Origin of the sequence: Amycolatopsis sp. NPDC098790 (assembly GCF_044759945.1) — a bacterium.
Lineage (GTDB): Bacteria > Actinomycetota > Actinomycetes > Mycobacteriales > Pseudonocardiaceae > Amycolatopsis.
Genome location: NZ_JBIWAI010000002.1, coordinates 1,671,811 through 1,697,095 on the forward strand (window position 1 = coordinate 1,671,811; position 25,285 = coordinate 1,697,095).

The 25,285-nt window shown below is 71.7% G+C and carries 17 protein-coding genes; 12 read left to right on the plus strand and 5 right to left on the minus strand.

The features are described 5' to 3' along the window. Positions 1 to 2,231: 2,231 nt before the first annotated feature. The 10 genes from ACIQWX_RS21540 to ACIQWX_RS21585 all read left to right on the plus strand — a co-directional run bounded on the left by ACIQWX_RS21540 (position 2,232) and on the right by ACIQWX_RS21585 (position 14,966). A complete protein-coding gene (locus tag ACIQWX_RS21540; protein ID WP_086680386.1) occupies positions 2,232 to 2,678 on the plus strand; it encodes a phage tail protein in 447 nt (148 codons plus the stop codon). Positions 2,679 to 2,683: 5 nt separating this feature from the next. Further along, positions 2,684 to 3,445, plus strand: a complete 762-nt coding sequence (locus ACIQWX_RS21545; protein ID WP_400873610.1) for a LysM peptidoglycan-binding domain-containing protein — start codon at positions 2,684 to 2,686, stop codon at positions 3,443 to 3,445. Further along, a complete protein-coding gene (locus tag ACIQWX_RS21550; RefSeq protein ID WP_400873613.1) occupies positions 3,438 to 5,258 on the plus strand; it encodes a VgrG-related protein in 1,821 nt (606 codons plus the stop codon). The genes ACIQWX_RS21545 and ACIQWX_RS21550 overlap by 8 nt, the downstream gene beginning before the upstream one ends. A gap of 13 nt (positions 5,259 to 5,271) precedes the next feature. Then, a complete protein-coding gene (locus tag ACIQWX_RS21555) occupies positions 5,272 to 5,553 on the plus strand; it encodes a PAAR domain-containing protein (protein WP_360181615.1) in 282 nt (93 codons plus the stop codon). Between the two features lie 13 nt (positions 5,554 to 5,566). Further along, positions 5,567 to 5,980 carry a GPW/gp25 family protein gene (locus ACIQWX_RS21560; RefSeq protein WP_400875848.1) on the plus strand — a complete coding sequence of 138 codons (414 nt, stop codon included), beginning with the start codon at positions 5,567 to 5,569 and terminating at the stop codon, positions 5,978 to 5,980. After that, positions 5,980 to 7,941, plus strand: coding sequence for a putative baseplate assembly protein (locus ACIQWX_RS21565; protein ID WP_400875851.1), 1,962 nt, complete (start codon positions 5,980 to 5,982; stop codon positions 7,939 to 7,941). Before ACIQWX_RS21560 ends, ACIQWX_RS21565 begins: the two co-directional genes overlap by 1 nt. Further along, positions 7,938 to 8,477 carry a phage tail protein gene (locus ACIQWX_RS21570; RefSeq protein WP_400873616.1) on the plus strand — a complete coding sequence of 180 codons (540 nt, stop codon included), beginning with the start codon at positions 7,938 to 7,940 and terminating at the stop codon, positions 8,475 to 8,477. Before ACIQWX_RS21565 ends, ACIQWX_RS21570 begins: the two co-directional genes overlap by 4 nt. A gap of 3 nt (positions 8,478 to 8,480) precedes the next feature. After that, a complete protein-coding gene (locus tag ACIQWX_RS21575) occupies positions 8,481 to 9,458 on the plus strand; it encodes a zinc ribbon domain-containing protein (RefSeq protein WP_400873619.1) in 978 nt (325 codons plus the stop codon). A gap of 23 nt (positions 9,459 to 9,481) precedes the next feature. Then, positions 9,482 to 13,558 (plus strand): translocation protein TolB, encoded by a 4,077-nt coding sequence (locus ACIQWX_RS21580; RefSeq protein WP_400873622.1) that lies wholly within the window; start codon positions 9,482 to 9,484, stop codon positions 13,556 to 13,558. Positions 13,559 to 13,646: 88 nt separating this feature from the next. Beyond that, the gene (locus ACIQWX_RS21585) at positions 13,647 to 14,966 is read left to right on the plus strand and encodes a hypothetical protein (protein ID WP_400873625.1); all 1,320 of its coding nucleotides are present in this window, start codon (positions 13,647 to 13,649) and stop codon (positions 14,964 to 14,966) included. A gap of 8 nt (positions 14,967 to 14,974) precedes the next feature. Here ACIQWX_RS21585 and ACIQWX_RS21590 read toward each other — a convergent pair whose 3' ends face one another. From ACIQWX_RS21590 to ACIQWX_RS21605, 4 genes are all read right to left on the minus strand, one after another. Further along, on the minus strand, positions 14,975 to 15,601 hold the full coding sequence (locus tag ACIQWX_RS21590; RefSeq protein WP_400873628.1) for a response regulator transcription factor: 627 nt from the start codon (positions 15,599 to 15,601) through the stop codon (positions 14,975 to 14,977). A gap of 100 nt (positions 15,602 to 15,701) precedes the next feature. Continuing rightward, positions 15,702 to 16,352 (minus strand): response regulator, encoded by a 651-nt coding sequence (locus ACIQWX_RS21595; RefSeq protein ID WP_400873631.1) that lies wholly within the window; start codon positions 16,350 to 16,352, stop codon positions 15,702 to 15,704. Between the two features lie 4 nt (positions 16,353 to 16,356). Continuing rightward, positions 16,357 to 17,031, minus strand: a complete 675-nt coding sequence (locus ACIQWX_RS21600) for a sensor histidine kinase (RefSeq protein WP_400873634.1) — start codon at positions 17,029 to 17,031, stop codon at positions 16,357 to 16,359. 292 nt (positions 17,032 to 17,323) lie between these two features. Beyond that, entirely contained in the window at positions 17,324 to 21,025 is a 3,702-nt protein-coding gene (locus ACIQWX_RS21605) for a hypothetical protein (protein WP_400873637.1), read from the minus strand. A gap of 210 nt (positions 21,026 to 21,235) precedes the next feature. Here ACIQWX_RS21605 and ACIQWX_RS21610 point away from each other — a divergent pair, with 210 nt between their 5' ends. After that, positions 21,236 to 22,042 (plus strand): DUF1353 domain-containing protein, encoded by an 807-nt coding sequence (locus ACIQWX_RS21610; RefSeq protein WP_400873640.1) that lies wholly within the window; start codon positions 21,236 to 21,238, stop codon positions 22,040 to 22,042. A 122-nt stretch (positions 22,043 to 22,164) separates the two neighbouring features. Here the strand turns inward: ACIQWX_RS21610 and ACIQWX_RS21615 are convergent, their stop codons facing one another. Further along, the gene (locus ACIQWX_RS21615) at positions 22,165 to 23,556 is read right to left on the minus strand and encodes a KamA family radical SAM protein (protein WP_400873643.1); all 1,392 of its coding nucleotides are present in this window, start codon (positions 23,554 to 23,556) and stop codon (positions 22,165 to 22,167) included. 131 nt (positions 23,557 to 23,687) lie between these two features. Between ACIQWX_RS21615 and ACIQWX_RS21620 the strand changes: the two genes are divergently transcribed. Then, a complete protein-coding gene (locus ACIQWX_RS21620) occupies positions 23,688 to 25,283 on the plus strand; it encodes an amidohydrolase (RefSeq protein ID WP_400873646.1) in 1,596 nt (531 codons plus the stop codon). The last annotated feature ends 2 nt before the right edge of the window (positions 25,284 to 25,285 follow it).

The window sequence follows — 25,285 nt, forward strand, 5'->3', positions numbered from 1 at the left end:
GTCAACACGTTCCGCCCGCTCGACCCGGTCGAGCCGCCCGGGAGCCCGGGCGGCTCGACGAGCGTTTCCCCGCCACCGGAATCACCGCTCCCGGTGGCGCGAGCCGTTGAGCCACCGTCCGTTTCGGTGCTGCGAGCGGTGGAGGAGACGTCTTCGCCGACCGGGACCGCGGCTGCCCCGGTCGCGCAGCCGGTGCCGAGTTCACCTGTTCCGGATTCGCCCCTCCCGGCCGAGGCGGCAGTACGGCCATTGCCGGACGCGCCGTTTCCGGTGGCGCGACAGGTGGAGGATGCGGCCGGTCCGGCCAAGCCGAGTGAGACAGCGGCCCTCCCGGTGGCGCGAGCAGTGCAGGAACCGCTGCTCCCGGTTGCGGGCACCACGGAAGCCCCGGCGGTGTCGGTCAGCCGAGTGGCGCAGGAATCGTCGCTGCCGGTGGCACGGGCAATCGAAGCGGTGAACCCGCTACCGGTCAGCCACGCGGGCGAGGCGACAGGACTTCCAGTCAACCGAGCAGTGGAGGACCTCTCATTGCCGGGCCACCCGACAGCGGTTCCGATCGGTCGAGCGACGCAGGACCTCCCGCTTCCGGCCGGCCCGACGAGCCAGGCCTCAGCCCTCCCGGTCACTCAAGCGAGCCAAGACGTCCCGCTTCCGGGCCACCCGACCAGAGACAGCGCAGCCCTCCCGGTCAACCGGGCGGGCCAAGGCCCCCTGCTTCCGGCGCACCCGATGAGCGAGGCCGCAGCACTTCCGGTCAGCCGGGCGATCGAAGATGTTCCACTGGCGGGCCACCCGACAAGCGGGACCGCGATCCAAGACCTTCCACATTCGGGCCACCCGACGAGCGGGACGGCAGCCCTTCCCGTCAGCCGAGCGGCGCAAGATCTCCCGCTCCCGGCCGGCCCGGCAAGCGGGACCGCGGCGCTTCCGGTCAGCCGAGCACTGCAAAACCTCCCGCTTTCAGCTGTCCCGACCAGCCAGGCTCCAGCAGTCCCGATCAGCCGAGCGAGCCAAGATCTCTCGCTTCCAGCTGGTCCGACGAGCCAGAGCCCAGTCCTCCCGGTCAGCCGGGCGACCCAAGGCCCCCCGCTTCCAGCTGGCCCGACGAGCCAGACCCCAGTCCTCCCGGTCAGCCGAGCGACCCAAGGCCCCCCGCTTCCAGCTGGCCCGACGAGCCAGACCCCAGTCCTCCCGGTCAGCCGAGCGACCCAAGGCCCCCCGCTTCCGGCTGATCCGACGAGCCAGACCCCAACCCTCTCAGTCAGCCGAGCGGTAGAAGACCTCCCGCTTTCAGTCAACCCGGCGAGCGGGACCGCGCCGCGTTCGGTCAGCCACGCAACGCAAGACTTCCCGGCTCTGGCCAACCCGACAGGCCAGACCGCGCCGCTTTCGGTCAATCGGGCGATCCAAGGTCCCCTGCTCCCGGCTGACCCGGCAGGCCAGACCGGCGCACTTCCCGTCAGCCGAGCGATCCAAGATCTCCCGGCAAGCGGGACCGCGGCGTCCCCGGTCAGCCGAGCGGTGCAAGGCTTGCCGCTTCCGGCCAACCCGACCCCGGCCTTCCCGGTCAGCCGAGCGATGCAGAACCTCCCGCTCCCCGGCCACCCGACGAGCGAAATCACCACCCTCCCGGTCAGCCGAGCAGTGGAAGACTTCCGGCTCCTGGCCGGCCGGACGAGTGAAACCCCAGCCGTCCCCACGGAAGGCTTCCAGTCGCCGAGCCACCCGACGAGCGAACCCCCATCGTTCCCGGTCAGCCGAGCCGTACAGGACCAGGCGCCTCCAGGCAACCCGACCGCAGCCCTCCCACTCAGCCGAGCGGCACAAGACCTCCCGGTGGCCCCAAGCGCCGAGCCACCCCTCGTACTCGCGCGAACCCTCGATGCACCGACGTTCCCGCAGCCACCCGGCCTGCCCCTCCCCGTGGCCCGGTCGACCGAGACATCGCCACACAGCGCCGACCTCCCCCTCGCGAGAACCCACGACGAACCCACCGCGCAGGCCACGAACAACCCACCCGTCCAACGCGATCCCGACCCGGCACCGCCGCCCGAACCCGCCCCGGCGCCGCAACCAACAACAGCAGCGGCCCCGGCCCCCGCCCAGCCGGAAACCGAAGAGCTCGTCAAGAAGCTCTTCGACCCGCTCCTGCGCCGCCTCAAGACCGAACTCCGTCTCGACCGTGAGCGCCGGGGCGCGCTCACCGATCGCCCGCACTGAAGGAGATGCCGATGCCGGACACCGAAGAGGCCGTTGCCGTGTGCTACGTCGTCAAGCTCGACGACAAGAACCTCGGCAACCTCGGCGCGTTCTCCAGCTGCGACGGCCTGGGCTGCGAGTTCGTGATGGAACAGCGGGAAGAGGGCGGCAACAACGGCATGGTCTGGCAGCTGCCGACCCGGATCAAGTACTCCAACATCAAGCTCTCGCGGCCGGTCACCGAGGCCAGCGCGCAGATCACCAAGTGGTTCGCCAGCCTGGCCAGCGGGATCGAGCGCAAGACCGCCACCATCGAGGCCCGCACGCTCGAAGGCAAGGTCATCGCCAGCTGGGCCCTCGAAGGCGTCGTCCCGGTGCGGTGGAGCGGGCCGCAGCTCTCGCCCGACTCGCCCAAGGTCGCCACCGAAACCCTCGAACTGGCCCACCACGGCTTCCTCAGCCCGGCGAAGAAGGGCTGACGCCGATGTCCTCACCCGTCACCTTCACCTCGGCCGGCTCCCAGTCCACGGCGGCCTACACCTCAGGCGCGCCCAACAACCTGCAGCGCGCGGTGCTCAAAGTCCACAAGCCACCGCAGTCGGGGGGTACCGGGCAGCCGCCCGGCGACTGGATGTTCGACATCGAGTTCCAGTTCAACCCCAAGGAACTCTCGCTGAGCAAGAACGCCAAATGGGGCCGGGACGCGCAACCCAACGCCAAGAAGAGCGCGCCGCCGCAGTTCAAGGGGTCCGATCCGGCCAAGCTCGCGCTGGAGATGTTCCTCGACGCCACCGACAAGATGAACGACGCCGTCGTCAAGAAGGTCGAGCAGCTGTTCACCTGCTGCGTGGCCACCGAGGACAGCCGCCAGCACAAGAAGCCGTCGCCGCCGTGGGTGATCTTCAAGTGGGGCGGCATGACCGGCTTCCCCGCCTACGTCGCCAGCGTCACCGCCAAGTACACGCTGTTCACGCCGTCGGGGACGCCGGTGCGCGCGGTCTGCACGGTCAACCTGGAGGAGATTTCCGGCGAGCTGGGCGGCCAGAACCCGACGTCCGGCGCGCTCGCGGCCCGGGACACGCACGTGCTCGTCGCCGGGGACTCGCTGCAGTCGGTGGCGTTCCGCGCTTACGGCGACGCCGGGAAGTGGCGCGAGATCGCCGACGCCAACGGCATCGACGACCCGATGCGGCTGCGGCCCGGCACCCCGCTGCTGGTGCCCGCGCTGGAGGAGCTCGATGGCTAACGAGACCTTCACGAACACCCTCTTGGTCGAGGTCGAGGGCACCGCGCTGCCCGACGACGTCCGGGTGATGCTCAGCTACGCCTACGTCGACGACAGCCGGAACCTGCCCGACACGTTCGTGCTGCGCTTCCGCGACCCCGGGACCGTCGTGCTGGAGAAGGGGAAGTTCAAGGTCGGGGCGAAGATCAAGCTGAAGGTCCAGACGTCCGACCCGGAAGCCCCGCAGGACCTGCTCTCGGGCGAGGTCACCGCGGTCGCGATCGACCTGGACCCGCACGGCACGTTCACCGAGGTCCGCGGGTACGACCACGCGCACCGGCTCTTCCGCGGCCGCCGCGTCGCCGCCTACCCGAACATGACGATCGCCGACGTCGTGCGCAAGGTCGCCCAGCGCGCGAACATCCCGGTCGGGAAGGTCGACAACGTCACCGGCTTCGGCGGCCGGCCGAACACCCAGCTGAGCCAGGACAACGTCAGCGACTGGGAGTTCGTGACCCGGCTGGCCGACGCGGTGGGCGCGCAGATCGCCGTCCGGGACGGGAAGCTGAACTTCGAGCTCCCCGAGAAACCCTCCGGCGCGCCCTCGACCACGACCAGGGCCACCGCCGACCCACTCGTGCTCGAAGCCCACGGAACCCTGGTCAGCCTGCGCGCCAGCGTCACCGCGGCCGAGCAGGTCCCGGAGGTGCGGGTCACCGGGTGGGACTACGACAGCAAGCAGCCGATCACCGCCACCGCGGTTCCGAAGAACGCGGGCACGGAGGTGCCGGGCGTGGACCCGGTCGCGCTGGCGGGGAAGTTCGCGAGCCCGCCCTTCCTCGACGCCGCCTCACCGCGGCGGGCCCAGGGCGAGGCGACGGCGACCGCGAAGGCGCTGGCCGACCGGTTCGGCAGCGCCTGCACCGAACTCGACGGCGTCGCGAAGGGCAACCCGAAGCTGCGCGCGGGCACCGCCGTCACGCTCACCGGCGTCGGCCAGCCGTTCTCGGGCAAGTACACGCTGACCAGCACGCGGCACCTGTTCAACGCCGAGGTCGGCTACACCACCGAGTTCACCGTGTCCGGGCGCCAGGAACGCTCGCTCTACGGCCTGGTCGCGGGCGGGGCGAAGAGCTCGTCGTGGCCGGGGGTCGTCCCCGCGCAGGTGACCGACCTCAAGGACCCGGCGAAGCTCGGCCGCGTCAAGCTCACGTTCCCCTGGCTGGACAAGGACTTCACCAGCACCTGGGCCCGCACGCTGCAGCCCGGCGCCGGCAAGGACCGCGGCGCGTTCGTGCTGCCCGAGGTCGGCGACGAGGTCCTGGTCGGCTTCGAACACGGCGACTTCGAGGCGCCCTACGTGCTGGGCGGCCTGCACAACGGCAAGGACAGCACGCCGAAGCTGTCCAAAGAGGCCGTCGACGGCACCAGCGGCCAGGTCGCCGTCCGCGGGTTCGTCTCGCGCAAGGGCCACAAGCTGGAGTTCGCCGAGGACGACGGGATCACGCTGTCCTCCGGTGACGCGAAGTTCGTGGTCAAGATCGACCAGAAGAACCAGGTCATCGAGGTCACCAGCGGCAAGAGCGTCACGGTCAAGGCGCAGAACGGCGTGAGCATCGACGCCGGCACCGGGCCGCTGGAGCTCAAGGGCCAGAAGGTGACCGTGAAGTCCCAGACCGACGCCAGCGTCGAGGCGGGAGCGCAGCTGAAGCTGAACGGCACGGCGGGCGCGAAGCTCGAGGGCGCCACCGTCTCGGTCGCCGGCCAGGGCCAGACGGAGCTGACCGCGAGCGGTGTCGTCACCGTGCGCGGCAGCGTGGTCAAGATCAACTGACGGGGGAGTGCACATGCCACCAGCCGCGAGGGTCGGCGACCCGACCGGGCACCCGGGCGTCATCGCCGGGCCGGGGGTGCCGACCGTGCTCATCGGCGGCATGCCCGCCGCGAACGTCGGCACGCTGCACACGTGCTCGTTCCCGCCGCCCGCGGTGCACCCGCCGACGCCGATCGCGCCGCCGGGCTGCCCGACGGTGCTGATCGGCGGCATGCCGGCGGCCCGGATGGGCGACCTGGCCACCTGCGGCGCGCCGATCGTCATGGGCTGCCCGACCGTCCTGATCGGAGGCTGACGTGACGGTGCCGATGAAGGACTTCCTCGGCCGGGGACTGGCGTTCCCGCTGCACACCGACGCGACCGGCTCGGTCGCGCTGGTCGGCGGCGAACGCGAGGTCGTCGAGAGCATCCGGCTGATCCTGGCGACCTCGCCGGGGGAACGCCCGATGCGCCCGGAGTTCGGCTGCGCGGTCCACGACCTCGTGTTCGCCCCCGCCGACGCGGCCACCGCCGGGCAGATCGCCTACGAGGTGCGGATCGCGCTGGAGCGCTGGGAGCCGCGGATCACCCTCGACGACGTCGTCGTCAGCTTCGACCAGGCCGACCGCGGCACCCTGCTGATCGACATCCGCTACCACCTGCGCGGCACGAACGACCCGCGCAACCTCGTCTTCCCCTTCTACGTCATCCCGCCGCACGAGTCCACAGAGGACGGTGCGTGATGTCGCTCCCGCTGCCCAACCTCGACGACCGCCGGTTCCAGGACCTGGTCGACGAAGCCAAGTACCTGGTCCAGCGCAACTGTCCGGAGTGGACCGACCACAACGTCTCCGACCCCGGCGTCACGCTGATCGAGACGTTCGCGCAGATGGTCGACCAGCTGCTCTACCGGCTCAACCGGGTGCCCGACCGGCACTACCTGCGGTTCCTCGACCTGATCGGGGTCCGGCTGTTCCCGCCGGCCGCGGCGCGCGCCGACGTGACGTTCTGGCTCTCGGCCGCCCGGGACGTCCCGGTGGTCGTCGCGGCGGGCAAGCAGGTCGCGAGCGTCCGCACCGAGGTCGAGGACCCCGTGGTCTTCACCGTCGAGCGGACGCTGACCATCGTGCCGTGCTCGCTCGCGCACCTGGCGACCAGCACGTCCGACACCGGCCTGCCGCCGGTCGACCGCACCGACGAGCTGCTCGTCGGCGGGGGTCCCGCCGCCTTCGCCGAGACCCCCGCGCCCGGCGACGCGGTCTGCTTCGGGCTGTCGGACGCCGTGCCCGGCTGCGCGGTGCTGCTGCGGATGAACTGCGAGGTCGAAGGCCAGGGCGTCGACCCGCAGGACCCGCCGTGGCTGTGGGAGGCGTGGGACGGCGCGGGCTGGGTGGTGTGCGAGGTCGACCGGGACAGCACCGGCGCGTTCAACCGCGCCGGGGACATCGTCGTGCACGTCCCGCACGGGCACACGATGTCGGTGCTGGCCCGCCGGCGCGCGGGCTGGCTGCGGTGCCGGCTGGTCGAGGCCAAGGAGAACCAGCCGTTCTACCAGCGCTCGCCGCGGCTGCACGCGGTCGAGGCCTCGACCATCGGCGGCACGGCGGGCGCGGTGCACGCCGAGGTCATCCGCAACGAGATCGTCGGCACCTCCGACGGCACGCCGGGCCAGCGGTTCCCCCTGGGCCGGCCACCGGTGGTCGCCGGCGACGGCGAGCTGGTCGTGGAGGTCTCGGGCCCGGACGGCTGGCAGCAGTGGACCGAGGTCCGCTCGTTCGCCGGTTCCGGGCCGGACGACCGGCACGTCGTGCTCGACCGGGTCGGCGGCGAGGTCGTGTTCGGTCCCGCGGTGCGCCAGCCCGAGGGCGGCCTCCGCTACTATGGCGCCTTCCCGGCCAAGTCCGCGGCGATCCGCGTGCCCGAATACCGCTCCGGCGGCGGGCGGCGCGGCAACGTCGCCCGCGAGGTCCTGGAGGTGCAGCGGGACCCGATCCCGTTCGTCAGCAGCGTGGTCAACCGCCGTCCGGCGATCGGCGGCGTGGACGGCGAGTCGGTGCAGGACGCGCAGGTCCGCGGTCCGCTGCTGCTGCGCACCCGCGACCGCGCGGTGACGGCCGAAGACTACGAGCAGCTCGCGCGTGAAGCGGCGCCGGAAGCCGCGCGGGTGCGGTGCATCCCCGCACACGGCCCCGACGGCCGCGAGACCGGCGCGATCCGCGTCCTGGTCGTGCCGGCGGTGCCGGACACCGGCGAGCTCGCCTTCGCCACCTTGATGCTGGACGCCGGCATGCGCGCCCGGATCGAACGCCACCTCGACGAACGGCGCTGCGTGGGCGCGCTGGTGTCCGTGGAGCCGCCGTTCTACCAGGGCGTCACGGTCGTCGCGCGGCTGCGGGCGAGGCGCCGGACGACCGCGGGCACGCTCGGCGCCCGGGCCACGCAGGCCCTCTACGACTACTTCAACCCGCTCAGCGGCGGCCCGGACGGCGACGGCTGGCCGTTCGGGCGTCCGGTGCAGTCGGGCGAGGTCTTCGCGGTGCTGCAACGGCTTCCCGGCGTCGAGCTGGTCGAGGACGTGCGCCTGTTCGCCGCGAACCCGATCACGCGCGAACGCGGCGACCAGGTCGACCGGCTCGACCTGCCGCCCCAGGCGCTCGCGTTCTCCTTCGGGCACCAGGTCCGGGTCCGGGAGGCCGGCGCATGAGGACGGGGATCCCGGGGCTGCCGAGCGCGCACCCGATCGGCGAGCAGCTGCCCGCGGTGTACGCCGAAGACCGGTTCGTGCGGGGCTTCACCGGCGCGCTGGACGAGGTCCTCGCCCCGGTCCTGTCCACATTGGACAACTTCGCCGGCTACCTCGACCCCGGCGTCGCGCCCGAGGACTTCGTCGGCTGGCTGGCGCACTGGGTCGCGCTGCGCGTCGACGAGAGCTGGAGCCCGGCGCAGCTGAGGCAGCTGGTGACGCGGTCGGTCGAGCTGCACCGGTGGCGTGGCACCCGGCGTGGCCTGGCCGAGCACGTCAGGCTGCTGACCGGCGGCGAGGTCGAGGTGACCGACAGCGGCGGCGTCGTCGCCTCCCCGCAGCCCGGTGCGCCGCTGCCGGACCCGGGACCGGCCTGGGTGCAGGTGCTGGTGCGGGTGCCCGACCCGGCCCGGGTGGACACGCGGCGGCTGACGGCGGCGGTCGTGGAGGCGGTGCCCGCCCACGTGCGGGTCGCGGTGGAAGTGGTGGAGGGGTAGCGGATGGTCATCTACGCGGAGTGCGGGCACCAGGGTCCCGCCGACGTCGAGTTCTGCGGTGAGTGCGGCCGCTACCTGAAGTGGGACGACGACGGCCCGGTCGCGGTGCGGGCGCAACCGGTGGTGCAGCAGCAGGTCGTGCAGCCCGCCGAGCCGGTCGCCCCGGTCCGCCAGCCGGTGCAGCAGACCGTGGAGGAGCAGGTCCTCAACCCCGGCGACCTGATCTGCGGCCGGTGCGGCAAGGGCAACGCGCCCACCCGCAACTTCTGCAGCCGCTGCGGCGCGTCGCTGGCCGAGTCCGAGGTCGTCGAGACGTCGTGGTGGCGGCGGCTGTTCGGCCGCAAAGCGAAGCAGCACAAGGCGGGCGAGCGGCCGGGCAAGGACGGCGTCCGCCGCCGGACCGGCCGCGCCGGGGCCGCGCGCCGGACCGTGGGCAAGGTGATCCGCCGGGCCGTCGCGGTGGCGCTGATCTTCTCGGCGCTGATCTACGCGCTGTACCAGCCGTTCCGCGGCGCGATCAACACCGCGGCGGTGGGGTTGTGGAGCCAGGTGACCGGCATCTTCGAGGCCAAGCTGAACCCGGTCCACCCCGTCAAGGTGACCGCGACCGCGGAGGTCGCCGGGCACGCGGCGCCGCTGGCCACCGACAATGCCAAGAACACGTTCTGGGCAGCGCCGGCCGACCGGGAACAGACGCTGGTGTTCACCTTCGACCACCCGGCGGACCTGCGGAAGGCGATCGTGTACTCCGGTGACGCGGCGAACTTCCCGGCTCAGCACCGGCCGTCGAAGCTGCACCTGGTGTTCTCCACCGGCAAGACCTACGACATGGCGCTGGCCGACACGCCGGACGCCCAGGAAGTCCCGATCGAGAACAGCGACGGCGCCACCAGCGTCGAGCTGCACGTGGCCGGGCTGTACCGCTCGCTCGACGGCAAGGACGTCGCGATCTCCGAGATCGAGCTGTTCGAAGCCGGCTGAGCCACCTTGGGGAGGGACCGACCATGCGCGCGAACCGAGCGGTGGCGGGGATCGCGGTCGTCGCGGTGCTCGGCGGCTGGGCGATCAGCGGAGCGCTTTCGCCGACCGCGGCCCAGGCGCCCCCACCGGCGGCGCCCTACCGCGTCGGCTACGTCAGCGAGGCCACCACGGGCCTGTTCCAGGCCACCGGGGAAGGCGCGCAGGCGGCGCTGCCGGACGGGACCGGGAGCGTCGACGCCGACGCGTCCGCCGGCACCGGCGGCATCGTGTGGGTGAGCCACCGCGCCGGCACCGCCGGCGGTGCCGAGCGGGACGGCGAGCTGTACTACCTCGCCGACGGCGCGCGGCTGCCGGTCCGGCTGACCAACGACGAGACCGTCGACACGCACCCCGCGCTGTCCCCCGACGGCCGCACGGTCGCGTTCGCCTCGGACCGCACCGGCAACCGGGACCTGTTCGTGATCGGCGTGGACGGCCGCGGCCTGCGCCAGGTGACGTCCGGGCCGGCCGCCGACGACTCGCCGAGCTGGTCGCCCGACGGCACCCGGCTCGCGTTCAGCAGCACCCGCGACGACCCGGCCGGGGACGTCTACACCGTCCCGGCCGCGGCCGGCACCCCGGCCCGCCTGACCGCCGACCCGGCCGCGGACACCCAGCCCGCGTGGGGACCGGCGCGGATCGCGTTCACCACCACGCGTTTCCACCCCGCCGGCGACGTCGTGCTGATGGCCGACACCGGCGGCGCGGTCACCCGCGCGGTGCCCGACCCCGGGGACTCGACGGAACCGGCGTGGTCGCCCGACGGGGCCCGCCTGGCGTTCACAACCCACGCGCCGGACCCGCTCGGCGACGTCAAGCAGATCGCCGGCGGCCGCGTCTCGGTCATCTCGGCGTTGTCCGGCACCGGTGAGTCGGAACCGACGTTCCGGGCGAACGGCCAGCCGGTGTTCACCGAGCTGCGCGCGGGCGGCAGCACCGACATCTGGAGCGCGGACGCGACCGGCGGCGACCGCCGGGACCTCACCCAGCGCCCGGACGCCGACGAGGTCGACCCGGCGTTCTCCACCGACGGCACGCTGCTCGCCTACACCGAGCGCGCCTCCGGCGAGTCCTCGGCGTCCCGGATCGTGGTCGCGAACTCCGACGGCAGCGCGCCCCGGCCGGTGACCGGCGGGCTGGACGCCCTCAAGCGCGAACGGCACCCGGCGTGGTCGCCGGACGCCACGATGATCGCCTTCACCGACACCTCACTCGGCGACGACGGCGGCGGCCGGGACTTCGTCCGGATCGCGCGCGTCGCCGACGGCCGGATCCTCGGTGACATCCCGCTGCCGCCGTACCTGCGCGGTGACGACTCGCAGCCGGTGTGGTCGGCCGACGGCACGAAGATCACCCTGACCCGCGCGGCGACGCGGACCGCACCGCCCGGACCGTCCAGAGTGGACCCGGCGGTGGTGGACATCCCGGTCGGCCAGGGCAGTTCGGCCTCGGTTCCCAAGACGGTGGAGACGGACAAGGTCCCGCCGAACCCGGACATCGTGCTGCTGGTGGACCAGACCGGATCGATGGGCGGGGTGATCGGCGACGTCAAGGCGAACCTCGGCAACGTCATAGACGAGGTGCTGAAGGTGCAGCCGTCGGCGCACTTCGCGGTCGCCGCGTACGGCGACCTCGTGGACGATCACCCGAGCGAAGGCCCGCCGCCGAACCCGCCGCGCTCGTTCCACGTGCAGCAGCCGCTCACGCCGGTCGGGACCGCCGCCGAACGCCAGCTGATCGCCGACGCCTTCGGCCGGATCACCGCGACCGGCGGGGACGACACCGCCGAAGACTGGTACGTCGCCCTGCAGAAGCTCGCCACGGGCGCGGTCACCTTCCGCGACACGAGCAACCGGATCGTCGTGCTCGTCGGCGACGCCGCCAGCCACGAGTCACCCACGGACGACGAGCGGGGCACGTTCCCGACCACCGCGGCCGTCGTCGACGCGCTGAAGGCCGCGAACGTCCGGGTGGTCGCGGTACCCGCTGTCACCAGCGGCGGCGGATCGGGCGAAAGCTTCGACGTGGAGACGGACGGGACCCTCGACGGCCGCGGCCAGGCGAGCGCGATCACGAAGGCCACCGACGGCGTGCTGACCGAGAGCAGTGACGTCGGCCAGGTCAGCCAGGCGATCATCCGGGGCATCACGGACCTGAAGGTCAAGGTGCAGCCGGTGCCGTTCTGCGACCCGGGGCTGACGATGACCTTCAGTCCCGAGGGGACGCAGCAGGTGCCCGGCGGGACGGATGCGCACTTCGTCGAAACCGCGACGGTGTCCCCGACCGCCCCGCTCGGGGCTCTCCTGCACTGCCGCGTGGAGTTCCGCGTCGACGGTGAACCCACCGTGCGGCCCGGCTACACCGAAGACGTCACCGTGCGGGTCAAGGATCCCCGGCTGCCGCTGATCACCGTGCACGACAGGACCGTCACCGGCAGCGCGCCGACGGTGATCGAGTACCCCGCCACCGCCGTCGACGCCGACCGGGAAACGCCGATCACCCCGTTCTGCAGCCCGTCGTCCGGCAGCCTGTTCCCGGTCGGGGCCACCACCGTGACCTGCACCGCGACCGGGACGAACGGCACGGCCACCGAGACCGCCGTGATGGCGGTCGACCCGGGCGGGGAACGGCGGCAGGAACTCTGGCAGGTCTCGCTCACCCCGGGACCGGACACCGTCGTCGCGGGGACCCAGCGGGACCTGTCACCCTCGTTCGGGCAGCCGTGCGGGATCGGACGGCAGGCCTCGGCCGACGTCTCGCCGGACGGCGCCGCGATCGTGTTCCAGAACGACGACCGGCTGATCTGCGCCGCGGCCGCCGACGGCGGACCCGCGCGGGTCCTGGTGCAGGACGCCGACTTCGTCGACAACCCCGCGTGGTCGCCCGACGGCACGCTCGTCGCCTTCGACAGCGCGCCCAGTGAAACCCCGTCGAGCATCCGGATCGTGCCGTCGGCCGGCGGCGCGTCCACGCTCCTGATCGCCGGCCCCGGCGGTGCGTGGCAGCCGGTGTTCCAGCGGATCGCCGACGTCGGGGTGACCGCGACCGCCGTCCCGGCCGCGATCGCGTTCGGCGGGCTCACGACGTTCGAGTTCGTGGTCACCAACCACGGGGCCGCGACCGCGCCCGGCGTGGGGCTGTTCGTCCGGCTGACCGCCGGGTTGCGCCCACAGGCACCCTTGACCTCGGCGGGGACGTGCACCCCGGACCTGGTCTGCGCGTTCGGTGCGCTCGCGCCGGGAGCCCAGGTCCGGATGCGGTTCAGCGCCGCCGGCGTGGTCTCCGGGACGCAGGCGGCGACCGGCACGGTCACCACGGCAGGCGGCGACGCCGACGCGCGGGACAACTCCGCCACGGCCGTCGTCACCGTCGCCGAGAAGCCAGCGCCGCCGGTCACGCCGGGGTCGCTGTCGCTGGGGATGGCGGTGTCGGCGGTGCCGCTGTTCGTCGGCGGCGACGACGTCGTGCTGACCTTCCTGGTGCACAACGGTTCCGGCGCGCCGATGCCGGCCGTCCGCCTGGACCCCCAGCTCCCGCCCGGGCTGCCCGCGACCTCGGTGTCACCGGGCTGCGCGCCGGGTGGCACCAGCTGCGCGCTCGGGACGCTCGCGCCCGGGCAGACGGTCGAGGTCCGCATCGCGCTGGCGGCCCGGGCAGCCGTCGACGCCCCGGTGTCGGCGACGATCGCCACCACCGGGCCGGACACCACCGCCGCCGACAACGCGGCGAACGCGCGCGTGGTGATCCGGCAGCCGGTGGTGACGGTGGACCCGGGGATCGGCCCGCTGGGCTTCGTGCCGCGGGTGACGGGCACGGACTTCCCACCGGGCGCGACGGTCCGGCTGGCGTGGTCGGCCGGCATCTCGGCGACCCCGGGCCTGGTGACGGTCGGCGCGGACGGGAAGTTCCAGGCGCAGTTCCTGCTCTTCCACCACGACCTGATCGGCCCGCGCACGCTGTCGGTGGCTTCGGTGATCGGGCCGAAGTTCCAGACGGTGCAGTCGAACCCGATCCTGGTCGTCCTGCGCACGGAACAACCGCCGTTCATCACCCGCGGCTGAGCCGCTGCCCGTACGGGCAACCACCGGCGCACGGCCGCACACCCGTCCGCCGGTGCCGCGCCCGGGGCCGGGCGCGGAAACTCGGTGCATGGGAGCAACGGCGACGCTGTCGGAAGCCGGCCTGGTCGCGGAACCGGGCGGGGAGACCACCTGCTCGGTGACCATCCGCAACGCCGGGCAGGTCGTCGACCAGTTCTCGGTCGACGTCGTGGGCGACGCGAGTGGCTGGGCCACCGCGGAACCGGCGACGGTCAACCTGCTGCCGGGGGAGACGGGCACGGTCACCGTGCGCTTCGCCCCACCCCGGTCCTCCGACGTCCCCGCCGGGACGATCCCGTTCGGCGTCCGGGTCTTCTCGAGCGAAGACCCCGCCGGCTCGGTCGTCGAGGAGGGCACCGTCCAGCTCGGCGCCTTCACCGAGGTGACCGCCGAGGTCGTCCCGGCCAAGGTGGAAGGCAGCTCCAAGGCCGACTTCGAGGTCGCCGTCGACAACCGCGGCAACCGGCCGGTGGCGGTGGAGCTGAGCCCGCTCGACCCCGAAGACGAGCTGGAGTTCCGGCTCGAACGCGAGCGGGCCGACCTGGCGCCGGGCACGGCCGCGTTCGTCCGGATGCGCGCCAAGCCCCGGAAACGGTTCCTGCGCGGGCAACCCGTGCGGCACCGCTTCCAGGTGTTCGTCACCGCCGACGGCGGCGAGCCGCTCAAGACCGAAGGCACCATGGTGCAGCGGCAGCTGCTGCCCAAGTGGCTGCTGCCCGCGCTCGCCGCGCTGCTGGTGCTCCTGCTGGCCCTGGTGACGCTGTGGTTCACCGTGCTGCGGCCCGCGGTGAAGTCCGCCGCGCGCGAGGCCGCGCAGGAGCAGAACCAGGAGATCGTGAAGGCCGCGCAGGACGCCGGCGCCGGGGCCGACCAGGCGAAGAAGAACGCCGACCAGGCCAAGCAGAACTCCGAGCAGGCGATGAAGGCCGTCGGCCTGACCCCGCCGGGCGAGACCACCGGCGGCGGCACCGCCAACGACGGGACCAACCCGAGCCGGCCGAACGCCGCGACCGGGACGCCGACGGACTTCCGGGTGGCCGCGGACGCGAACATCGACTCGAACGTCAACCGGTTCGCCGAGTTCCCCTACACCATGCCCGACCCGGACAAGACGCTGGTGATCACCGACCTGATCCTGCAGAACCCCCGCGGTGACACCGGAACCCTGCGGCTGCTGCGGGATTCCGGCGGCACCAAGAGCGTCCTGCTGGAGGTCGGCCTGTCCAACTTCCGCGACCTCGACCACCACTGGCTGCAGGCCTGGCGGTTCCAGCCGGGGGAGAAGATCGTGCTGGCGGTCAGCTGCCAGAACCCGGGTGACCGCGGCCGCTGCACGCCGTCGGTGTCCTTCTCCGGCCGGGTCGAGTAGAACCCTTGTCAGATCAGCCCTTCGCGCATGGCGAACGCCACCGCGTGGGCGCGGTTGCGCAGCTGGAAGCGGTTGGTGATGTCGTGCAGGATCGACTTGACCGTCCGCTCGGAGTAGCTCAGCTGGTCGGCGATCTCCTTGGTCTCGAAGCCGTCGGCGACCAGCCGCAGCACCCGGGTCTCCCGCTGGGACATCCCGGCCAGGTCCCACCCGTTCGGGTGCAGTACGTCCCGCTGCAGCCGGGACACCCGGGACAGCAGGCGGCCGAGCAGGTCGGGCGGCAGCGCGCCCTCGCCGACGGCGGCGGTCTTGACGAGCCGGACGAGGGTGTCGGGGGTGGCGTCGGCGCGGCGGATGATCGCCGAGACGCCGTTGCCGACGACGTCGAGCAGCTCGGAGTCCTCCACCTCCCCGGCGACCAGGACGACGCCGGCGTGGTTGGCGCACTGGAGGCTGCGCAGCAGCTGCCGGGCCTCCTCGTTCAGGCGTTCCACGATGACCAGCACCACGGCCCGCTCGCCGGTGTCCTCGTCGGCGAAGCGGATCTCGGGACGTGAACGCAGCGCGGCCGTGACGCCCGCGCGGGTGATGGTGTCGGTGGCGTGCAGCAGCACCGGAACCTGGTCGGTGATCATCGGTGAGGCCCTCCCTCGAACGACGTTCGCTCCACATCAGGATCGTGGGTGCGGGGGCTCGCCGAACAGGGAGGAGGAGTCCCGATATGTCCCGCTTTCCTTACTCCGATCGGGCAATGCCGGCTTCCTTGGCCTTGGCGATGGCCTGGGCGCGGTCGGTGACCCGGAGCTTGCGGAAGATGTGGGAGACGTGGTTGCGCACGGTTTTCTGGCTCAGCACCAGCTCCTCGGCGATGGAGGCGTTGCCCCTGCCGCGGGCGATGAGCACCATGATCTCCTTTTCGCGCGCGGTGAGCCGGGGGAACGATTCGTCGCGCGGGGTCGCGGTGCCCAGCAACGACAGCACCCGGGTGGCGATCGCCGGGCTGAAGATGGCTTCGCCGTCGCCGATCACCCGGACGGCGCGGATGATCTGCTCGTTGCGCGCGCCCTTGAGCAGGTAGCCGCGGGCGCCCGCGCGCATGGCGGCGAACACGGCGGCCTCGTTTTCGAACATGGTCAGCATGAGCACGCCGGTGTGCGGGGCGGCGGTCACGATCCGCCGGGTGGCCTCGACGCCGTCGAGGTCGGGGAGGTTGAGGTCCATCAGGACGACGTCGGGTTCCAGCTCGTGCGCCAGCGCGACGGCGGTGCGGCCGTCGGCGGCTTCCCCGGCGACCTCCACGCCGTCGGTGCCGTCGAGCAGGGCGTTCAGCGCGGCCCGGAAGACGGGGTGGTCGTCGACGACGAGGACGCGCAGGGTGGCGAACACCGCCTCACGCCTTGGCGAGCGGGAGCCAGGCGGCGATCCGCGTACCGCCCGAGGGAACCGGCTCGACCCGGCAGCCGCCGCCGAGGTCGCCGGCGCGTTCCCGCATCGACCGCAGGCCGCTCCCGCCGACCGCGGGCAGTGCATCACCGTCGGTGCCGACGCCGTCGTCGACGATCTCCACGTGCAGGTCCCCGTCGCGGGGCCAGAGGTGGACGGTGCACTGGCGGGCGCCGGAGTGCCGGGCGACGTTCACGAGGGCCTCGCGGATGATCCGGTAAGCGGTGACTTCGACTTCCGCCGGCAGCGCAGGCAGTTCGGCGTGCACTTCGACATCGACGCGCAGCGGCCCGTGTTCGGCGGGCACCCGATCGGTGAGCGCTTCGGCGTACCGGCGCACGGCCAGGACGAGCCCGGCTTCGTCGAGCGCCGGCGGCCGCGCGTCGGCGACGATGCGCCGCAGATCGGTGATGGCCCGGTAGAGCTCGTCTTCGAGCCGCGCGAGCAGCTCCCCGGCGGCAACGCGGTCCCGGGCGATGAGGTCCCGGGCGGCCCGCAACCCGAGCACGGCAACGGCGAGCGTCGGTCCGAGGCCGTCGTGCAGATCGGCGAGCACCCGTTTCAGCCGGTCTTCGTACCCGGCAGGACCAACGAAGTCGGCGACGACGAACGTCCGGCGCATCTCCACCCCCGTACGGCGGAACGGACCGGGCCCCCGCGCGCGGAGCGAGGAGCCGGCTCGTGCGGGTGGACCAACGGGCTGCGCTGTTTCGCGTAGCAAGTTGATTACCCGTTGTACTAGTCGCCGCATCCGGTTCCGGCGTTTCACCTCAAACCCCCGAGTAAGGTCACGGAATGGTCCCGATCCGGGGGCGCGAGTAACGGGAGCGGCCGAGTGGCGCAGAAATCCGGGGTCGCCGAAATACTTTCATGAACTGCGCCGCGATCCGGTCGGAAAGCGACGAAAACGGTGTTCACCCCGCCGGCGGCCGGTCCCGCCGCACGCGGTGCACGGTGTCGATGGCCCTCGCCGCGTCGGTGGTGATCAGGGTCGGCACGGCGGCCAGCGCGCGGAGGCGTCCGTCGTCCACTTCGCGGTCGGTCTCGAAGACCTCCAGCAGGGCCGCCGAGAACATCAGGTGCGCCCGGCACTCGTCCCACAGCGCGCTGAGCCGCCCTTCGGCCGACAGCGCCGCCTCCGCCGCGACGAGCAGGTCGACGGGACCCGCCCCGGGCACCACCGCAATCGCCCGGAGCAATTGCTTCACGTCGCGTCCTGACCCGAGCGAAGCGGCGACGACCCTGGCGTTGGCCAGGTTGTCCCGCAGCTCGTCGTGCACCATGCGCCGGACCACGTCGGCGTGCCCGGCGGCGCCGAGCACCATGGCCTTGTCCGCGAGTTTGAGCAGCTTGTGCGGCGCTCCTCCGGATACGCAGTGGCACAACCGGCTCAACCGCTCCGGAACGTCGGGCACGCGGTCGGCGAGCAGGCGTTCGGACATCGGGAACGCCGGGTCGGGCGGCGGTTTGCCGGGGTCGAGCGTCCAAGCCTGCCGAAACCTCTCGAGGGTCAGAGCGGCGACCATGGGGTGGGCTGCCAGCTGGTGGTGTACCGCCGCGAGCGAGTCGAAGGCCCCCGGCTCGTCGGCGAGGGAACTGGCCACGCTCACCGCGGTGCGGTCGAGTTCGTTGTCGAACACCTGCAGGATCGTCGCCGCGTAGCGGAGATAGATCCGCAGCTCCAGCCGCAGCCTGGCCAGCGGGGTGTCGTCCCCGCCGACGGCCGGCGCGTTCCGCAGCAGCATCGCCGGTGCGGGATTGGCGATGCAGACCTGCACCATGCGGACGAACTCGGCGACATCCGCACCGGCCCCGATCCGGGCCGCCGCTTCCTGCAAGGACGCCGCCTTGCGCCGCAGCTCTTCCGCCACCAGCCGTTCGGTCACCTCGGCCAGCGTGGGCATCACGTCCGGTCCGGCCAGGCCGGCCATGTTCCGGGCCACCCTGATCAGTTCCCGCGGCAGTCCGCCCGACAGGCAATGGCACAGGCAACGGAACGGCTCGGTCATGCCCGTCACCCGCTTCTCCAGGACCGCCGTCGCGTCGGCGAGGTTCAGGTAGCCGACCCGCACGATCTCGTCGAACGCGCTGTCGAACGCGTCGCGAAAGGCGAGGCCCCGCCGTTCGAACGTCGTCAACGCCTCCTCGGAAACCGAAACGAGGAACTGGCAACCCGCGACACCGAACACGCCCTTGATCTCGTTGACGAACCGGTGGGCGTCTTCGGCCGGTTCCATCTTGTCGAGCTCGTCGATCCCGATCACGACCGACGGCGAGTCCGCCTCCAGCTTCGGGTCCAGTGCCGCGGTCAGCTGCCCGATGAACCCGGTGAGCTGGCCGACCAGTTCCGGGTAGGTCAGCGGACGCTCCGCGAGCTGGGTGCTGCGGTTTCTGGCCAGCTCCGTTTTCACCGGCAGAGTCAGCTTTCCCGACCACCCGCTGGTGTGGGTCTGCAGGAACCGGATCCGCCCGAGGTCCCGCCGGGCGCGTGCGACGAGCAGGTCGCGGGGAGTGCGCCGCGGTGTCCGCACCAGCAGGGCCCCGAGTTCGCCGCGGAACGTCGAACCCGGCGGCTTGGCTTTCAACCAGGCGTGGACCAGCACCATCGCGATGAGGCCGACGGTGCCACCGGACGCGAGCACCACGATCGTCCAGGCCGGGATGTCCCCTCGGTTCGCCAGGACAGCCAGCCGCTTCGCCATGGTCGGTGGCCCGGCCCACCCGACGTGGGCGACCAGCCAGATGATCGCCGTCACGAGCGCGAACCCCGCCCAGCAGGCCAGCCGCACCGCCAGCTTGCGCTTGCGCCGCTGCTCTTCCTCCTCGACGAGCAGTTCCACCGCGGGCTTGCGCGCCGCGTCCCCGCTGCGGCGCGTGAACTTCCGGATCACCTCGCGGCACAAGGTGCTGTGCAGGTGCAGGATGAAGTCCCGGGGTTCGTACCGGACCGGAGCCGATACCGTCACCGCGACCTGACCGGGCCGGTCGTGCAGCTGCCGGCTGATCACCGTGCTCTTGCCCGAACCACGAGGACCGGCGAGCCCGACGGCGCCCGTACGAATGCGGTGCCCGGCTTCGTCGAACCGCTGGACCGACAAGGTGTCCACGACGAAATCGTCGTTGACCGCCGAGCGCAGGCCCCGGTCGTCGGTGATGGTGAGGCCGGCCCATTTGAAGGGCTCGAGCGCGCGGTTGAACACATCGCGGGCGGCCCGGCGGACCGCGCTCCGAACGGTTCGTTCCCACTGGGCCCGGAGCACCGGCTCGAGGGACGAGGCGCGCCTCGCGTCAGCTGAACGACCGAACACCAATTCGACCGCGCCGACGATGGAGGCGGCGATCAAACCGACGACCGTGATGATCCACGAACTCGCCAGGTTCACTACGACGGCCCCGAGCGCCGCGGCCACAGCGGTCGCCATCACCCTCCGGGTCCGGGAGCCGCCGTCCGGTTTCGCGAGGCCGGCTTGGAGCCGGGCCGACGCCTCGCGCACGACTTCCTGCACGACGGGAGAATTCTGGATCTCCGATGCGAGAACACCCCGGTCGAGGCCGGCCACCGTGATCGCGCGCACCGCCTCGGACGATTCCAGCTCGAACTTGATCAGCTGCGGAAGCAGGACCGTTTCCAGCTCTTTCGCCAGCGGGCTACGGTCCCGCTCGGTGTCGTCGACCGCGTCGGGTGGTGGTTCGGGCTGCGCCGTGACCGGGGAAAGCCCCCACGCGTCACGGAACCCGGCAAGCCCGTTTTCGTCGGATTCGCGGTGTGAACTCACCAGTTTGTCGAACGACCCCGGCCAATTCGGCTCGGCGGTCGCCCGCCGGAACAGCGACTCGTCCGCCACGTCGGCGAAGACTTCCCGCAAGGTCCGGCAATAGACCTGGATCAGCTGCCCGTCCGAATCCGAAACCATCTGTTCCACCCGGACGAACTCGTCGATCAACGAATCCACCGAGCGCCCCAGGTGGATGGGGTCGGTGGCCGCCCGCTTCAGCCGCCGGAGATTGCGGGGAAGACCATCGGACAGGCAGTAGAGGAAGATCATCAGCCGCTCGTCGAGTTCCGGTCCCTTGGCCCGGAGGAACTGGATCGAGTCCCTGAGGTCCAGCCCGCTGACCTCCACGACCTCGTCGGCGCGGGACCGGAGGATTTCGACGTCGACATCGTCGGACGCGGCCAGGACGCACTGACAGCCGGGTACTTCGGAAATCACCAGCACATCGATCAGGAACTTCTCCAGGTGTTCGCTCGGCGCGATGCGGTCGAGCCGGTCGAACATCACCCGGATCGGGTGTCCGGCGGTGGCGACGGCCTTCACCTGCCGCTGAACTCCGGACGCGCTCGGCCGACGGAGCTGCGGAACGTACACACCCGCCGGCACCGCGTCGGAGAACTGATCGGAGAGCTGACGCAGGAATTCGTCGCGCTCGTAGCGCACCGGAGGCTGGATCAACAACGAAACGGGACGCTCCGGGAGACATTTGCCGAGCAGCGCGGTTTTCCCGATCCCTTGGGGGCCGACCAGTGCGACCACGCCGTCCGGGTGACGTTTCAACGCGCTCTCGAACCGGTTCTGGAGAGTCTTGGCTTCTTCGGCGGCGTTCAGCTCGGTCATCGCGAATCCTCGATTGCCCGCACAGTGTCGATTCCGTGGGGAATCCTGGTGAACACCGCACTACGAGCCCGGGTCGGCGCGTCGTCGTCGCGTGTTACCGAATTCATCGATATGTGACGTGCCGTGAGCCGTTCGAGACACTTGCCCGCCGTGTTAACGCAGGTCACGCCCATGGCGACTATGAGGGTAACCACGACAAAGGAGGCCGAGATGGTCTTCGAAGATGCAGAACTCGATCAGCCGGCACCGAAGATGGATCTTCGGGTGTGGACCAAGTCGACCTTCGAGTTGCTGACACCTTTCCGCTATGTCTCACCCGGCGGAAACGTGTACCTCGTGCCGGGCCACCACCCCGACAACGACGACACGACGGACCTCGCTTCGGTTCCCCCGCTTCTCTGGGGTTTGCTGCCCAGCTACGGAAGGCAGTTGCGCGCCGCCCTCCTGCACGATCACCTTTGCGAAATCGCGGAAACCTATTCCGAGCGACGTGACGCCGACCGCTTGTTCCTCCTCGCCATGCGTGACAAGGGCGACGGAAGCGTCACAGACCTGCAGAAGAGAGTTCCGTGGTTCCGCAGCAGGGTGTTCTGGGCAGGCGTCTGCTTCGGCCGGTACTGGCGGTACCGCCGGTTCCGCGCGGCCTTGATGACGTTGCACCTCATCGCCGGGGTCGTGGCCGCGTACGCTCTCTGCCACGTCCTGCCGCACGCGTGGTTCACGGCCGTCTACCCGGCTGACCTGGCTGCGTGGCCTTGGACGTACGCAGCGACGTTCGCCGCATTGCTGGCCCTGACGCTCGGCTGGGGGAAGGATGCCGCGGTGCTGGTGATCGGACTGGTCGTCACACCGATCGTAATTCCTGTCCTGGCGTTGACGTTCGTGGCCCAACTCCTGCTTTCGGTACCCGACTTCGTCCTCAAGCTGGTCGACAGCCAAGGACAACCCGGCCCGATCGTCAATGCGCAACTGCAGCCGCTGGCAACGCCGCCACCGGCGCCTCAGGCAACCCGCTGATCAGCCGACCACGCTGGTCCCCGGCGTGCTGGACCGCATCCCGGGCACCCAGCGGGTCGTTCGCCCTGCTTCCGCACCCCTGCGAACGCACGGCGATGGCGTTCCGCTGAGTGCCCACCGGGTCACGGGCGGGGCTGCGTGTTCCACCAGTTCTGGCCGGCTTCGGGCAACGTCGAGATCGGGTCGTAGTACGGGTACCGGCGCTGCAACGCCTCCGGGTCCTCCAGTTCGATCCCGGTCCGATAGTTCTTCGTCCAGTACGAAATCCCCAGCTCTCGGTCATAGTCAGCCAGCTGGTGCACCCACCGCTTCCCGACATAAGGCACGTCACAAACAATCCGCGGCGTCGCATACCCCGGCAAATACCCCATGATCGCGTGCTGCAGTTCCTGCGCCTCCCACACCGCCACTCGCCAATGTTCGGCGTTCGGGATCATGTCGCACATGTAGAAGTAGTACGGCAGGATGTTCGCCTCGCCCTGCAGCGCGAAACACAGATCCAGCAGCGCCGCCGGGGTCGCGTTCACCCCGCGCATCAGCACGCCCTGGTTGCGCACGTCGCGGACACCCACGTTCAACGCCGTCTGGGCCGCCTCCGCCACCAGCGGCGTCACCGACTGGGCGTGGTTGATGTGCGTGTGGATCGCCAGGTTGACCCCGCGGCGTTGCGCCGTCACGGCCACGCGCTCGAGGCCTTCGACGACCTTCGGCTGGAGCCAGTGCTGCGGCAGCGCCGCCAGTGCCTTCGTCGCCAGGCGGATGTCGCGGACCGTGTCGATGTCCATCAGGCGCATCAGGAACGACTCCAGCTGCGGCCACGGCACGTTCGCCACGTCGCCGCCCGACACCACGACGTCGCGGACGCCCGGGGTCTTCTTCAGGTACGCGATCATCGCGTCCTGGCGGTCGACCGGCTTGAGGGTCAGCTTGTGCTTCTCGACCGTCTCCGTGGAGTTGCCGACCAGGTCCATGCGGGTGCAGTGGCCGCAGTACTGGGGGCACGTCGAGATCATCTCGGCGAGCACCTTGGTCGGGTAGCGGTGGGTCAGGCCCTCCACCACCCACATCTCCGCCTCGTGCAGGGAGTCGCGCTCCGAGTGGGGGTGGCTCGGCCAGGTGACGTCACGATCACTGCGAACCGGGAGCATGTAGCGGCGGATCGGGTCGGCGTAGAACGCCTCGGTGACCTTCGCCGGGTCGGTGCCCGCCGTGGGCGCCATCGTGTTGAGCATCTGCGGGGGCAGCAGCATCGACATCGTCGCCAGCTCGCGCTGGTCGGCGAGCAGGTCGTCGTAGAAGCGCTCCTCCAGCAGGTCGCCCATCAGGGCGCGCAGCTGCTTGACGTTGCGGACGCAGTGCACCCGCTGCCACTGCGCGTCGCGCCACTCGGCGTCGGTCACGTCGTGCCAGCCCGGGAAGCGGCGCCAGTCGGGTTCCACCAGCTCGGCGCGGGCGTACTCGTAGGGCTGGTCGAAGGCGGCGGCAGGCGTCACAGGTTCCTGGATCGCAGTCACTTGTACTCCTAGTCGTCGAGAACGCGTTAAATTATCCTGCCACAACGCTCTCACGACGTAAATCTTCCTGCATGCCGGGGTGGCTTCCCCCAGGTGCAGCAGTCCCGGCGGACGGGGGCAAACTCAGGGGTGTGACGGACGAACACACGACGCTCCTGCTCGGCGGGCGCGTCTACACCCCCGCCGGCCCGGACGCCACGGCCATGGCGGTCACCGGCGGCACCGTGGTCTGGGTCGGCCAGGACGCCCCGGCCCGAGCGCTCCACGAGAACGCCGAGATCGTCGACCTCCAGGGCGCCTTCGTCGCCCCCGCCTTCGTCGACGCCCACGTCCACGCCACCGCCACCGGCCTGCACCTGACCGGCCTCGACCTCACCGGCGTGCGCGGCGGCGCCGAGCTGCTGGCCCGCGTGCGCGACGCCGTCGTGCCCGGGCAGGTCCTGCTCGCCCACGGCTGGGACGAGTCCGCCTGGACCGACCCGCGGCTGCCGAGCCGCGCCGAGCTCGACGACGCCGCCGGCGCCGCGCCCGTCTACCTCAGCCGCGTCGACGTCCACTCCGCGCTGGTCTCCACCGCGCTGGTCGAGCTGGCCCCGGCCGCCCGCGACGCCGACGGCTGGTCGCCCGACGGTCCGCTGACCCGCGCCGCCCACCACGCCGTCCGCGCGGCCGTGCGCGCCGCCATCACCCCCGAGCAGCGCGACCGCGCCCAGCGGGCCTTCCTGGCCGAAGCCGCGCGGCAGGGCATCGTCAGCGTCCACGAATGCGCAGGCCCCGACATCTCCGGCCGCGACGACCTCGCCGCCCTGCTCGCGCTCGCCGGCCCGGACACCCCCGAGGTCGTCGGCTACTGGGGCGAGCTCGGCGCCGTCGAGACCGCGAAGCAGCTCGGCGCCCGCGGCCTGGCCGGCGACCTGTTCGCCGACGGCGCCCTCGGCTCCCACACCGCCGCCCTGAGCCGGCCCTACGCCGACCACGCGAGCGAGGGGACGCTCTACCTCGACGCCCACCGCATCGGCGAGCACCTGGCCGCGTGCACCGAAGCCGGGCTGCAGGCCGGCTTCCACGTCATCGGCGACGCCGCGGTCGCCGAGGTCGTCGAAGGCTTCCGCCTCGCCGAGAAGGAGGTCGGGCAGCGCGCGCTGGCTGCCCGCCACCACCGTCTCGAGCACGTCGAGATGGTCACCGCCGAGCAGGCGAAGCTGCTGGCCGGCTGGGGTGTCGTCGCGTCGGTGCAGCCGCTGTTCGACGCGCTCTGGGGCGGCGAGGAGGGCATGTACGCCGAACGCCTCGGGAAAGCGCGCGCGGCCGGGCTGAACCCGTTCTCGACGCTCGCCGCCGAAGGTGTCCTGCTGGCCTTCGGCTCCGACGCCCCCGTCACCCCGCTGGACCCGTGGGCGAGCGTCCGCGCCGCGGCCTACCACCGGACCCCGGGCGCGGGCCTGTCCCCGCGGGCGGCGTTCACCGCCCACACCCGGGCCGGGCACCGCGCGGCCGGCGTCAACGACGGCGTCACCGGCAGCCTCGTCCCCGGCGCTCCGGCGCACTACGCGATCTGGGACGCGACCGACCTCGTCGTCGCGACCCCCGACAGCCGCGTGCAGCGCTGGTCCACCGACCCGCGCGCCGGCGTGCCGCCCCTGCCGCGCCTGGAACCGGACGCCGCCCTGCCACGCTGCCTGCGCACGGTCCGCGCGGGTGCCGTCCTCCACGACACCATCTCCTAGAG

What these genes read in the sequence shown, in the direction of transcription:
- ACIQWX_RS21540 (WP_086680386.1), top strand. Translation starts at nt 2,232, where the DNA reads ATGCCGGACACCGAAGAGGCCGTTGCCGTGTGCTACGTCGTCAAGCTC.
- ACIQWX_RS21545 (WP_400873610.1), top strand. Translation starts at nt 2,684, where the DNA reads ATGTCCTCACCCGTCACCTTCACCTCGGCCGGCTCCCAGTCCACGGCG.
- ACIQWX_RS21550 (WP_400873613.1), top strand. Translation starts at nt 3,438, where the DNA reads ATGGCTAACGAGACCTTCACGAACACCCTCTTGGTCGAGGTCGAGGGC.
- ACIQWX_RS21555 (WP_360181615.1), top strand. Translation starts at nt 5,272, where the DNA reads ATGCCACCAGCCGCGAGGGTCGGCGACCCGACCGGGCACCCGGGCGTC.
- ACIQWX_RS21560 (WP_400875848.1), top strand. Translation starts at nt 5,567, where the DNA reads ATGAAGGACTTCCTCGGCCGGGGACTGGCGTTCCCGCTGCACACCGAC.
- ACIQWX_RS21565 (WP_400875851.1), top strand. Translation starts at nt 5,980, where the DNA reads ATGTCGCTCCCGCTGCCCAACCTCGACGACCGCCGGTTCCAGGACCTG.
- ACIQWX_RS21570 (WP_400873616.1), top strand. Translation starts at nt 7,938, where the DNA reads ATGAGGACGGGGATCCCGGGGCTGCCGAGCGCGCACCCGATCGGCGAG.
- ACIQWX_RS21575 (WP_400873619.1), top strand. Translation starts at nt 8,481, where the DNA reads ATGGTCATCTACGCGGAGTGCGGGCACCAGGGTCCCGCCGACGTCGAG.
- ACIQWX_RS21580 (WP_400873622.1), top strand. Translation starts at nt 9,482, where the DNA reads ATGCGCGCGAACCGAGCGGTGGCGGGGATCGCGGTCGTCGCGGTGCTC.
- ACIQWX_RS21585 (WP_400873625.1), top strand. Translation starts at nt 13,647, where the DNA reads ATGGGAGCAACGGCGACGCTGTCGGAAGCCGGCCTGGTCGCGGAACCG.
- ACIQWX_RS21590 (WP_400873628.1), bottom strand. Translation starts at nt 15,601, where the DNA reads ATGATCACCGACCAGGTTCCGGTGCTGCTGCACGCCACCGACACCATC.
- ACIQWX_RS21600 (WP_400873634.1), bottom strand. Translation starts at nt 17,031, where the DNA reads ATGCGCCGGACGTTCGTCGTCGCCGACTTCGTTGGTCCTGCCGGGTAC.
- ACIQWX_RS21605 (WP_400873637.1), bottom strand. Translation starts at nt 21,025, where the DNA reads ATGACCGAGCTGAACGCCGCCGAAGAAGCCAAGACTCTCCAGAACCGG.
- ACIQWX_RS21610 (WP_400873640.1), top strand. Translation starts at nt 21,236, where the DNA reads ATGGTCTTCGAAGATGCAGAACTCGATCAGCCGGCACCGAAGATGGAT.